At 52.2% G+C, this 12,046-nt stretch carries 10 protein-coding genes; all 10 read left to right on the plus strand.

Annotated elements, in window-relative coordinates; all coding sequences use genetic code 11:
• Positions 1 to 115 precede the first annotated feature (115 nt).
• Entirely contained in the window at positions 116 to 1,489 is a 1,374-nt protein-coding gene (locus G614_RS0105425) for a TrkH family potassium uptake protein (RefSeq protein WP_027641141.1), read from the plus strand.
• Positions 1,490 to 1,504: 15 nt separating this feature from the next.
• On the plus strand, positions 1,505 to 2,170 hold the full coding sequence (locus G614_RS0105430; protein WP_027641142.1) for a potassium channel family protein: 666 nt from the start codon (positions 1,505 to 1,507) through the stop codon (positions 2,168 to 2,170).
• 162 nt (positions 2,171 to 2,332) lie between these two features.
• Positions 2,333 to 3,454, plus strand: coding sequence for a CobW family GTP-binding protein (locus G614_RS0105435; RefSeq protein ID WP_027641143.1), 1,122 nt, complete (start codon positions 2,333 to 2,335; stop codon positions 3,452 to 3,454).
• A gap of 20 nt (positions 3,455 to 3,474) precedes the next feature.
• Positions 3,475 to 4,431 carry a GTP-binding protein gene (locus G614_RS0105440; RefSeq protein WP_027641144.1) on the plus strand — a complete coding sequence of 319 codons (957 nt, stop codon included), beginning with the start codon at positions 3,475 to 3,477 and terminating at the stop codon, positions 4,429 to 4,431.
• Positions 4,432 to 4,756: 325 nt separating this feature from the next.
• Complete coding sequence (locus tag G614_RS0105450) at positions 4,757 to 5,755, plus strand: LacI family DNA-binding transcriptional regulator (RefSeq protein WP_027641145.1); 999 nt, start codon at positions 4,757 to 4,759, stop codon at positions 5,753 to 5,755.
• Between the two features lie 446 nt (positions 5,756 to 6,201).
• Positions 6,202 to 7,209 (plus strand): 3-dehydro-L-gulonate 2-dehydrogenase, encoded by a 1,008-nt coding sequence (gene yiaK / locus G614_RS0105455; RefSeq protein ID WP_027641146.1) that lies wholly within the window; start codon positions 6,202 to 6,204, stop codon positions 7,207 to 7,209.
• Positions 7,210 to 7,251: 42 nt separating this feature from the next.
• The gene (locus G614_RS0105460; RefSeq protein WP_027641147.1) at positions 7,252 to 8,595 is read left to right on the plus strand and encodes a citrate transporter; all 1,344 of its coding nucleotides are present in this window, start codon (positions 7,252 to 7,254) and stop codon (positions 8,593 to 8,595) included.
• Between the two features lie 16 nt (positions 8,596 to 8,611).
• Complete coding sequence (locus G614_RS0105465; RefSeq protein ID WP_027641148.1) at positions 8,612 to 10,741, plus strand: hydantoinase/oxoprolinase family protein; 2,130 nt, start codon at positions 8,612 to 8,614, stop codon at positions 10,739 to 10,741.
• A gap of 157 nt (positions 10,742 to 10,898) precedes the next feature.
• Positions 10,899 to 11,045 (plus strand): hypothetical protein, encoded by a 147-nt coding sequence (locus tag G614_RS31700; protein WP_162142732.1) that lies wholly within the window; start codon positions 10,899 to 10,901, stop codon positions 11,043 to 11,045.
• A 16-nt stretch (positions 11,046 to 11,061) separates the two neighbouring features.
• Positions 11,062 to 11,928 carry a patatin-like phospholipase family protein gene (locus G614_RS0105475; RefSeq protein WP_027641149.1) on the plus strand — a complete coding sequence of 289 codons (867 nt, stop codon included), beginning with the start codon at positions 11,062 to 11,064 and terminating at the stop codon, positions 11,926 to 11,928.
• The last annotated feature ends 118 nt before the right edge of the window (positions 11,929 to 12,046 follow it).

The raw sequence follows: 12,046 nt of genomic DNA on the forward strand, positions 1-12,046 counted from the left end.
CCGGCCGGTTATTTCCTGTTTTGCAGTAGACAGTCCGGGGCTAAAGTGCTAAAATGCTCTTTATGCGGAGCGATTCGCCGTAAAAATAACTTGTGGGATTTAAAATGAGGGGAACATGAATGAGAAGTTGTTTGGAAAAAAACCAAAACATTACCGATTAAAAAAACATATATCACAGACCCAGTTCATTGCCTATGGATTTTTCCTGATCATCATGACAGGAACCCTGCTTCTGATGCTTCCCATTGCCAGCAGGGACGGTCAGAGCGAGCCCTTCCTCAACTGCCTGTTCACGGCCACCAGCGCTTCCTGTGTGACGGGGCTGGTGGTGGCGGATACCTGGACCCAGTGGAGCCTGTTCGGCCAGATGGTGCTGCTGGTGCTGATTCAGCTGGGCGGTCTGGGATTTATCAGCATCGGCATTTTCCTGTCCATTGTGCTGAGAAGGAAAATCGGGCTTAAGGAGCGGGGGCTTATGCAGGAAAGCGTCAACACCCTGCAGATTGGCGGCATGGTGAAGCTGGCCAAGAAAATCATCATCGGCACAGCTGTTTTTGAGGGGGCAGGTGCTGTCATACTGTCCTGCCGGTTTATTCCGGAGTACGGTCTGGTCCACGGTATCTGGTATGGAATATTTCATTCTGTCTCAGCCTTCTGTAACGCGGGCTTTGACCTGATGGGACATACCAGCCAGTATATTTCCCTTTGCAATTACGAGGGGGACTGGGTGGTCATAGGAACCATATCCTTCCTGATTATCACGGGCGGCATCGGATTCATTGTCTGGGATGATTTGTCCAGGAAGAAACTGGATTTCCGCCACTACATGCTTCACACCAAAATCGTGCTGGTTACAACGGCGGTTCTTCTGATCACAAGCACCATACTCTTTTACCTGATGGAGCGCAATAATATACTGGTGGGACTGAATGGTTCCGAGACATTCCTGGCCTGTTTCTTCAGCGCTGTCACTCCCAGGACAGCGGGATTCAACAATGTAGACACAGCGGCCCTGACAGACGGGAGCAAGTTCCTGTCAGCCATCCTCATGTTCATCGGAGGAAGCCCGGGCTCCACGGCCGGCGGTATCAAGACCAGCACCCTGGCAGTGCTTCTGCTTTACGTCCATTCCAATATCCGCCAGACATATGGGGTGGAGATATTCGGGAGAAGGCTGGAGGACGAGTCCATCAGGCAGTCGGCCTGTATCCTGACCATCAACCTGGGGCTGATGCTGGCAGCCACCATAGCCATTATGGTGTCCCAGAACCTGCCCATGTCCGATGTATTCTTTGAGACGTGTTCAGCTATTGGCACCTCAGGAATGAGCACGGGAGTTACCAGAAGCCTGAATTCATTTTCGCGGATTGTTATTATACTGCTTATGTACTGCGGACGAATCGGAAGCTTGTCCTTTGCCCTGGCATTTACCAGGTCCAACCGCAAGCCCCATGTGCAGCTGCCGGCAGAGCGGATTACCATAGGATAGAGAGGGGTATTAGAGATGAAATCAATACTTGTTATCGGAATCGGAAGGTTTGGCCAGCACCTGTGTGAGAACCTGGCCAAGCATGACAACCAAATCATGGCAGTGGACATATCGGAGGAGAAGCTGGAGCCCGTCCTTCCTTATGTGGTCAGCGCCAAGATTGGAGACTGTACCAACGAGGCAGTGCTTAAGAGCCTGGGAATCGGCAACTTCGATATCTGTTTTATCTGCATTGGAAATAATTTCCAGAACAGTCTGGAGGTTACCAGTCTGATTAAGGAGATAGGGGCAAAGTACGTTGTCAGCAAGGCGAACCGCAATATTCACGCCAGGCTGCTGTTAAAGAACGGGGCGGACGAGGTGGTTTATCCGGACCGGGACGTGGCCGAGAAGGTGGCGGTGCGTTACAGCGCCAACAATGTGTTTGACTATACGGAGCTGGCAGACGGCATATCCATCTATGAAATCAAACCCCTTCCCCAGTGGGTGGGAAAGAGCATAAAGGATTCCGATATCCGCCGTCTGTACGGCATATCGGTCATTGCGGTGAAGAATCCGGACGGACACATGAGGTTCATGCCCGGCGCCGACCACGTCATAGCAGGGGATACCCACCTGATGGTGATTGGAAAACAGGAGGATGCGGAGAAAATCGTAAAGCATCTCACTAAGAATGTATAAGAAGGATGACACCATATGTCTTGACTTTATCCAGTGAATGTGCCACAATATTCAATTGACAGGCTTTACAACCAGGGCTTTGTCAGGACGGGGCGGCGGATGGTTTTGCTTGCTTTAGGGACTGGCAGGGCTTCGGATATTGAGAAAGAGGGAAAGAATAAAATGACAAAGATTGATATTATCTCCGGATTCCTGGGAGCGGGCAAGACCACGTTCATTAAGAAGCTCCTGGAGGAGGCCATTGCCGGAGAACAGGTTGTCCTGATTGAGAATGAGTTTGGCGAGATTGGAATTGACGGCGGTTTCCTGAAGGATTCAGGCATTGAAATCCGGGAGATGAATTCAGGCTGCATCTGCTGCTCCCTGGTAGGTGATTTCGGCACATCCCTGGCTGAAGTGCTGACACAATACAAACCGGAGCGTATCATCATCGAGCCATCCGGCGTGGGCAAGCTGTCAGATGTGATGAAGGCAGTCATTGACGTATCGGCTGACATGGATGTGGAGCTAAACAGCGCTGTGACCATTGTGGATGCGGCAAAATGCAAGATGTACATGAAGAATTTCGGAGAGTTCTTCAATAACCAGATAGAGAATGCGGGAACCATCGTACTGAGCCGTACGGATATTACCGATGCTTCTAAGATACAGAAGGATGTGGACATGATTCGGGAGAAGAACGCCAATGCTGTCATCATCACCACTCCTTTGGACCAGCTTGGTGGAAGCCAGCTTCTGGAAATTATTGAGAAGAAGGATACCATGCTGGATGATTTGCTGGCAGAGGTGCGGGAGAGCCGTCTTGACCACGACCATGACCATGGCGAGGAGAGCCACGACCATCACCACCATGACCACGACGGGGAATGCTGCGGGCACCATGACCATGACCACGGTGAGGAATGCCACGACCATCACCACCACGACCACGGTGAGGAATGCCATGACCATCATCACGATGGCTGCGGTCATGACCATCACGACCATCACCATCATCATGCGGACGAGGTGTTTACCAGCTGGGGAATGGAAACCATTGTTCCGGTGACCCGTGAACAGCTGGAGGATGTCCTGAAACGTCTTTCCTCCACCAGGGAGTTTGGAAATGTGTTAAGGGCCAAGGGGATGCTCCCCACAGAGAATCCTGGCGAGTGGCTGTATTTTGATCTGGTGCCGGAACAGTATGAAATCCGCCAGGGCAGGCCGGATTATACAGGCAAGGTATGCGTGATTGGCGCCAGCCTGAAAGAGGAAGAGCTGAACAGCGTATTCGGCAGAGGCTGATTGGATAAGGGGAAACAGACATGGCTTATGAGATAGAAGACGATATCATGCCCTTGTTTTTAATCAATGGTTTCCTGGAGGCCGGTAAGACCCAGTTTCTGGATTTTACCATGCAGCAGGACTATTTTAAAACAGAGGGAAAGACCCTCCTCATTGTGTGTGAGGAAGGTGATACGGAATATGACGAGAAAAAGTTAAAGAAGAATAAGACGGCAGTGGTGTTTGTGGATGACATGGAGAAGCTGACCCCCCAGTATCTCAATGAACTGGAGGTCATCTATCAGCCGGAACGTGTGCTGATGGAGTGGAACGGCATGTGGAACCAGGATGATTTAAAGCTGCCGGATGACTGGACCATTTATCAGCAGATTACCATTATTGACGGTTCTACCTTTGAGCTCTACGTGCAGAACATGAAGCCGCTTCTGGGGGCCATGCTGCGGGGCTCGGAGCTGGTCATCATGAACCGGTGCGACGGAATTCCGGACGACAAGCTGACCGCGTACCGCAGGACCATACGGGCCATAAGCCGGGAAAGCGAGATTGTCCTGGAGGACAAGGAGGGGGAAATTGAACAGGCTACCCTGGAAGAGGACCTCCCCTATGATCTTGGCGCGGATGTAATTGAAATTAAGCCCGAGGATTACGGTATTTGGTATATTGACTGCATGGACCAGCCGGAGCGCTATAAGGACAAGGTGGTGGAATTCACTGCCATGGTTCTTAAGTCTCCTAAATTCCCCAAGGGCCAGTTTGTGCCTGGCCGCATGGCCATGACATGCTGTGAGGCGGACATGACGTTTCTGGGCTTCATGTGCAAATGGCCCGGAGCGGAGGATTACAAGACAAAGCAGTGGGTAAAGGTCCGGGCAAAGATAGGCATTGAATACCAGAAGGATTATCACGGTGAAGGGCCTGTCCTTTATGCCGAACATGTGGAACGGGCAGAAGAGATAAAGGATGTTGTGCAGTTTTAGGAAAAATAATTTACAGTTTTGGGACTGGCCTTAGCGGCATTGAGAAACAGCAGCGGAACGCGGAATCCTGTATGGGAGGGATGCGGTCGGCTGCTGTTTTTAGTATTACATCCCATTCCATATCGGCTTCCACATGCAATTAATTCCATATCCGATTTTATATCGAATTCCAAACCGGCTAAAACCGGCTAGAAACCGCAGGACATTTATCTTGCAAAATCCGGGAAAGTCCATTACAATATAGAGAAAGGGCTTTCACAAAAAAATCTGAAGCAGAATAAGGGATGAAAGCGCAGGCGTGTTAAGGAATAAAAGGGGTGAAGGGATGAATATTTATGACATTGCAGCCGAGGCAGGGACTTCCATTTCCACGGTTTCACGGGTGCTCAACAATAAGGGGAATGTGAATCCCAAGATAAGGGACAGGGTGGAGGCGGTTCTTAAAAAGTATGACTATAAGCCCAGCGCCATAGCCAGGGGCATGGTCTCCAAGACCATGAAGAATATTGCCATCCTGACGGTGGATGTGCGGGTGACGCATTATGCCAGGATGATATATGTGATTGAACAGGAGTTCAGCAATCTGGGATACAATGTTTCCGTGTGCAATACAGGCGGTTCCATACAGGAGTGCGACCGGTATTTTGAGATACTGTCAGAGAAGCAGACGGACGGAATCGTACTCATTGGCTCTGTATTCAATGAACTGATAAAATATCCTGAGATTACAGCCAAGATAAAGGATACGCCGGTAGTCATTGCCAACGGACAGGTGAAGCTGCCTGATTTTTATTCGGTTCTAGTGGATGATACAAAGGCAATCCGCATGGCTTCGGATTATATGTTTGACCATGGGCGCATGGATTTGTTCTATGTCTTTGACATTGCCACGGACAGCGGCAGGGCAAAACGGCAGGGATTTTTAGAGGCCATGAAGCTGAGGGATGTGCCTGACGGAAACGACCGGGTGGTGATTGTGGACGAAAGCAGTTTAGAGGGCGGAAGGGATGCTGCCAGAAAGATTCTCTCCACCGGCAGGCCTGTCAACGGGGTGATATGTGGTGAGGACATCACAGCCATCGGCCTCATGAAGGAATTTAAGGAAAGAGGATACCGGGTGCCGGAGGATATAGCCGTTATTGGCTGTAATAATTCGCCGGATTCCAGGATATGCGAACCTGAGCTGGCTACCCTGGACAACAAGCCGGAGCTTTTGGGCGGAATGTGCGCTTCCCTTCTCAGGGACAGGATGGAAGGAAAGGAGTCAGCCACAAGCGTGGCCATCCAGCCGGAGCTGGTGGTGCGAGGTTCCGCGTCATTTTGAAAGATTGGATAAGCCGGTGCTGCATTGTGACGGTTCCCGTGGATATCAGGCTCCCTGTCTGCATATATCCACGTAGCATACAGCCGATTGTGCTATGAGCTGAGGCTTGCAAGGGGGTATATCTGCTTATGCAATTGCCCATATAACACTGTACAGGGCTCGGCATAACAGTATATAGAAAAGTGCTTTTTTAATTTGGAGTTGGTAGAAACAAAGAAATTTTGTGCCAACTCCTTTTTATTTTGCGAAAATAGGAAAACGCTTTTTTGAAACATAGAGAAACACAATTATAATGCACAAAAAACTGATAAAAAAATAGTGAATTTTACATGAAAACAAAGAGAAAACACACTTGTATATTGACATAAATCTCATTAATGCTATAATGGTGTCATTAGAAAGCGCTTTCTCGAATAGAGAAAGCTAACATAAAAGGAGAGAGAGCCATGAGAGTGCAGTATGAGGATTTGTTAAAGAAGTTTCAGGGGATTTTGGAGAGCAGAGGTTTTTCGGGAAAGCATGCAAAGGACGCGGCCACCGTATTTGCAAACAACAGCCTGGACGGCGTATATTCCCACGGTGTGAACCGCTTCCCCAGGGTGGTGGAATATCTGGATAAGGGAGAAATTGATTCCGGAGCCATTGCATCCTGTGAATCCTCCATGGGAGCCATTGAGCGATGGAACGGCCACAGAGGATTCGGCCCCCTCAATGCAAAGCTGGCCATGGACCGGGCTGTGGAACTGGCAAAGGAGTACGGAGTGGGAGTGGTGGCCCTTGGAAATAATAACCACTGGATGCGCGGCGGCAGCTACGGCTGGCAGGCAGCGGACAAGGGATGCATCGGTATCTGCTGGTCCAACACCATGCCCAACATGCCTGCCTGGGGCGGCAAGGACAGAAAAATCGGAAACAATCCATTTATCATGTCCATTCCCAGAAGCAGCGGGAAACACGCCGTCATTGACTGCGCTGTATCCCAGTTCTCTTACGGAAAGATTGAGGAGGCAAAGCTGAAGGGACAGCAGCTTCCGGTTCCCGGCGGCTATGATACGGAGGGCAACCTGACCACTGACCCGGCTGAGATTGAGAAGACATGGAGGGTGCTTCCCATGGGATACTGGAAGGGCAGCGGCATCTCCATTGCGCTGGACCTGATAGCAACTGTTCTGACAAACGGCAATTCCGTGAGCAGGATTGGCACCTTTGGAGACGAGGTGGGCCTGAGCCAGATTATGATAGCCATTGACCCCTTAAGATTCAACACACCGGAGGAAACGGACTCCATAGTGGATGAAATCCTGTCAGACATCAAGTCCTCAGAGCCAATCAGAGAGGGCGGGGAGGTATATTATCCGGGAGAACTGGAACTCATCACCAGGGAAAACAATACAAGGGACGGAATTCCGGTCATTGACGAGGTATGGGAAACGCTTAACAGCCTTGAGCGCTAAAGCGCAAAGTTAAAAGAGCAATATAGAGGGGAGATTTAACTCATGGAATATATCATAGGAATACTGATTTTGGCATCGTTCTTTGGCCTGGCCGTCTATGCGGCCAGGGGCGGCAACCTGATGATGGGAATGCTGATTATGGCCATTCTCTGGACCATCCTTCCCATGACCGGCAACCTTCTGGCGTCCAATCCTGATTTTATCGCGGCAAATGGCGACAGTATCCGGAACACATGGATACAGGCATTTTCCAAGGTGTTCCAGAGCGGCCCGGAGGGCTGGGGCTCAGTGCTTGTGAATGTGGTGTTTGGCGCGTGGTTCGGGCGGGTGCTGTTAGAAACAGGCATCGCAGCCACCCTTATCCGCAAGACCACGGAGCTGGGCGGCGACAAGCCGGCCATCACCTGCATTCTCTTATGCATTGTTACGGCTGCCATATTTTCCTCCCTGTTTGGGGCGGGCGCAGTGGTGGCCATCGGCGTTATCATCCTTCCCATATTCATGTCCCTGGGAATTCCCAAGGTGCTGTCCGTTGTATCCTTCATGCTGAGCATCGGCGCGGGCATGTTTTTGAACCCGGTACTCTTCGGACAGTACACCGCATTCTTTCTGGATGGGGACGGCAAGGTTTTGTACCCCTATGAGCAGTATGTGAAATGGGGCGGCATTGCGCTGGCAGTACAGCTGGTATTTACCATCATCCTGATTCTGTTCTGCATGAGGAAGAAATCGGTTCATTCCTGGGCAGCCAGAAGACCGGTCCGGCGTAAACTGGATTTTGCTCCCACGCCGTCCCTGCTGACACCCTTCATCCCTGTGTTTCTTCTGATTGTATTCAAGGTTCCCATTATCATGGGCTTCCTGATCGGCGGCTTCTATGCGCTGTTTGTATGCGGAAAACTGAAAAGCTTCCGGGCTGCCTGCAGGACCTTTAACAAGGACTTCTTTGACGGCGTGGTGGACACGGCTCCCCTGGTAGGGTACCTGCTGGTGGTCCCCATGTTCAACAAGGCGGCGGAGCTGTGCATCCCCTATTTCAATGCGCTGCTGGGTAATATCATTCCACACAGCACCTTGTTTATCACCGTTATCTTCTGTGTGCTGGCGCCGCTTGGAATGTTCAGGGGCCCCTTCACCCTTTACGGCTGCGGCGCGGCCACCCTGGGCATTTTAAAGGGTGTCGGCTTTGAGGTGGCCTTCCTGGCTCCCCTGATGATTGCCGCCACCACGGTTATGAACGTGTCCTGCTGCATCACCCAGTCATGGATTGTATGGGGCATTAGCTACGCAAAGGTATCTACCAAGGAATTCTTAAAGATGAGCGTGGTGTGCGGCTGGATTATCTGCTGCATCCTGCAGGTTATTACATTTATCATGTTTGGTTAACGGGAGGAGAAAAAACATGGGAAACAGACTGGTGAGAATGGGAATCGACGTTGGAGGAACCCATACAAAGGCGGTTGCGATTGACAACGCCACACATGAAATCATAGGAAAATCTTCTGTCAAGACCACACACGATGACAGATACGGCGTGGCGGCCGGCGTGGTGAAGGCATTCCAGAACTGCTTAAGGGAAAATGATATTGCCCCTGAGGATGTTATTTTTGTGGCCCACAGCACCACCCAGGCCACCAATGCCCTGATAGAAGGCGATGTGGCCTGCGTGGGCGTGCTGGGCATGGGGCCCGGGGGAATGGAAGGCTTCCTGGCAAAGCATCAGACCCGCCTTAAGGATATCGATCTGGGATCCGGCAGAAGCATCAAGATAAAGAACCGCTATCTGAGTGACAGTGAAGAGGACGAGGATACGGTCAGGAAGGCGGTAAAGGAGCTTAAGGCGGAGGGCGCTCAGGTGCTGGTGGCGTCAGACGCTTACGGGGTGGACGACATTGCCGGGGAACAGTTTGTGTTTGAGATTGCCCACGATGAGATGGGCATGGAGACAACCGTTGCCTCGGACATTACCAAGCTCTACGGCCTGACCAGACGGACCAGGACAGCGGCCATCAACGCCAGTATCCTGCCAAAGATGCTGAACACGGCCAATTCCACAGAGGAGAGTGTCAGGAAGGCCGGCGTGGAGGTGCCTCTCATGATTATGCGCGGAGACGGCGGAGTCATGGAAATCAATGAGATGAAGAAGCGGCCGGTACTGACCATGCTTTCCGGCCCGGCTGCCAGCGTCATGGGCTCTCTCATGTACTTAAGGGCGTCCAACGGCGTGTACTTTGAGGTGGGAGGCACCACCACCAATATCGGTGTTATCAAGAACGGACGCCCTGCCATTGATTACTCTGTTGTGGGCGGGCACAGGACATATATCAGTTCCCTGGATGTGCGGGTGCTGGGCGTTGCAGGCGGAAGCATGATTCGGGTGAACAAGAGCGGCGTCCACGATGTAGGCCCCCGTTCCGCCCATATTGCGGGGTTGGATTACGCCGTATTTACGGATGAGGATGAAATCGTGGAGCCCCAGATGGAGTTCTTCTCTCCAAAGGAGGGGGACCCGGAGGATTACGTGGCCATCCGCTTAAAGAGCGGCAAGCGCATCACCATCACCAACAGCTGCGCGGCCAATGTGCTGGACCTGGTGACCCCAAAGGACTTTTCCTACGGAAATGTGAATGCGGCCAGGAAGGCCATGCAGCCCATTGCCGATTACCTGCACACCACGGTGGAGGATGTGGCTGCCCAGATTCTCACCAGGGCCTATGAGAAGATCGAGCCCATTATCATGGAGCTGGCTGACAAGTACCGCCTGGAGCACGACCAGATATCCCTTGTGGGCGTGGGCGGCGGCGCCACATCCCTGATTGGGTTCTGCGCCAATAAGATGAATATTAAGTACAGCGTGCCTGAGAATGCAGAGGTCATTTCCTCCATCGGTGTGGCCCTGGCCATGGTCCGCGATGTGGTGGAGCGGGTGGTTCCCAATCCCACGCCTGAGGATATAAGGAGCATTAAGCGGGAGGCTGTGGACAAGGCAGTGGAGAGCGGCGCTGCGCCCGGTTCCGTGGAGGTCCACATTGAGATTGACCCGCAGACCTCCAAACTCACTGCCATTGCCCTGGGTTCCACGGAGGTCAAGACAACGGACCTTCTTAAGGAATGTACCGAGGAGGAGGCCAGGAACCTGGCGGCAGAGGATTTAAGGGCGAAGCCGGGAGAACTGAACCTGGTGGGCCAGACGCCTAACTTCTATGTCTATAATATGGACAGCAGTTGCCGCAAGCCTTTGCGTATTCTGGATAAGAAGGGATTTATCAAGGTACAGAGGACGGACGGGGAAGTAGTCCTTGCCAAGGCATCCTCCTACCGGAGCATTGTTTCCAGGATGTGGGAGGAAATGGCCATCTTCAAGGCGGATGCCATCCTGCGGCCCGACTACTATCTGTGCGTGGGAGCCAGAGTCATGGACTTTAACGGCACAGGCGAGCTGGAGCAGATTCTCATGCTGATGGATGTGGAAATGCAGATGGTGGACCCGTCGGAAGATATTGTGATTGTCGGAGCGAAGAATCAGTTGTAGAATAGAAGAGGACAGGCACAGAGGAGGTATCTGGGTGAAGAGAGAGGACGGAAGAAAGCTGTTGCAAGCTGGCATACGGCTCCAGGGCAGCAGAGTGCGGGCGGAATGAGGCAGAGCTGCTTTTAAGGGGGACAAATGTCTGGGATATTGCCGCCGGATGGGCCTTAAGGTTTCCACGCCCTGGGTGCCGGTGGGCGGAGGCCATGTGATTTTCGTCATCTTGAGCCTCATTGCTTCCCTCTGTCATATCCGGCTGTGCCAGTGCATATGTACCTATTACCGGTACGGCGTTGACACGGGATAGGGCGGAGGGATTTTTTATGGGATATGGATTGGCACTGGCAGGCGGCGGAACCAGGGGAGCGGCCCATGTGGGGGTGTTTAAAGCCCTTGTGGAGGCGGGACTGCGCCCTGATGCAGTGGCCGGAGCCAGTGCTGGGGGAATTGTGGCAGGACTTATTGCCTCCGGAATGCCCGTGTCCCAAATGGAGCAGGCAGTGCTTCACCTTGAGAAACATGGAGGTGATTATCTGGATCCGGATTACAGCGGCCTGCTGGCATTCATGCCCCAGCTGCTGGCGGGAAAGGGCGTAAGCCTGTCCGGCCTTATTAAGGGAGATAAGCTGCTGGACTATTTTTTTCAGCTGACCGGCCGGAAGCATATGGATGAGACTGTGCTTACGCTGGTCATACCGGCAGTGGACCTGGTCAGCGGAAATACCATCTGCTTTACAAACAGCGACCAGGTACGGGAGATGGAGCATGTGACATGGGAGTGGAACGGATATCTGTGTGAAGCCATGATGGCCGGAGCCGGTGTGCCCGCCATATTCGCTCCCAGGAAGATGGGGCGGTATCTTCTGGTGGACGGAGGCGTCACGGATATACTGCCGGTAAATCTTTTGCAGGCGGCCGGTATCAGGGATGTGCTGGCGGTGGACATCGGAGGGGACTACGAAGCCCCTTCGGACCGTTCCGTCATGGAGGTGGCTTCCCACTCCTTTTCCATCATGAGCAGCCGCCTGAAGGAGTGCGCTTCCACAGGGGAGGTGCTGCTGCTGAAGCCGCCCTTAAGTCCCAAGGCAGGTCTTCTGACCTTTGAACAGATGGGAGGATGTATGGAACGGGGCTATGAGTACACCAGGAAAATGCTTCCGCAGATACGCAAAGCCCTTAATTGGATGTAAAATTGTGTGAAAATAGCTGTTTTAATCTGCTGCATGTCTGGCAAATTCATGAAAAAAGCAGGACCGTACCGTGAAAATCACTTCATTCCGGCATTTTCACGGGAACCGGCCCTAAAAT

This window comes from [Clostridium] clostridioforme AGR2157 (assembly GCF_000424325.1).
In the GTDB taxonomy this organism is placed as follows: Bacteria; Bacillota; Clostridia; order Lachnospirales; family Lachnospiraceae; genus Enterocloster; species Enterocloster clostridioformis_A.

Excerpts from the sequence above, each read along its gene's own strand:
- G614_RS0105425 (WP_027641141.1), top strand. The coding sequence starts at position 116 with ATGAATGAGAAGTTGTTTGGAAAAAAACCAAAACATTACCGATTAAAA.
- G614_RS0105430 (WP_027641142.1), top strand. The coding sequence starts at position 1,505 with ATGAAATCAATACTTGTTATCGGAATCGGAAGGTTTGGCCAGCACCTG.
- G614_RS0105435 (WP_027641143.1), top strand. The coding sequence starts at position 2,333 with ATGACAAAGATTGATATTATCTCCGGATTCCTGGGAGCGGGCAAGACC.
- G614_RS0105440 (WP_027641144.1), top strand. The coding sequence starts at position 3,475 with ATGGCTTATGAGATAGAAGACGATATCATGCCCTTGTTTTTAATCAAT.
- G614_RS0105450 (WP_027641145.1), top strand. The coding sequence starts at position 4,757 with ATGAATATTTATGACATTGCAGCCGAGGCAGGGACTTCCATTTCCACG.
- yiaK (WP_027641146.1), top strand. The coding sequence starts at position 6,202 with ATGAGAGTGCAGTATGAGGATTTGTTAAAGAAGTTTCAGGGGATTTTG.
- G614_RS0105460 (WP_027641147.1), top strand. The coding sequence starts at position 7,252 with ATGGAATATATCATAGGAATACTGATTTTGGCATCGTTCTTTGGCCTG.
- G614_RS0105465 (WP_027641148.1), top strand. The coding sequence starts at position 8,612 with ATGGGAAACAGACTGGTGAGAATGGGAATCGACGTTGGAGGAACCCAT.
- G614_RS31700 (WP_162142732.1), top strand. The coding sequence starts at position 10,899 with ATGGGCCTTAAGGTTTCCACGCCCTGGGTGCCGGTGGGCGGAGGCCAT.
- G614_RS0105475 (WP_027641149.1), top strand. The coding sequence starts at position 11,062 with ATGGGATATGGATTGGCACTGGCAGGCGGCGGAACCAGGGGAGCGGCC.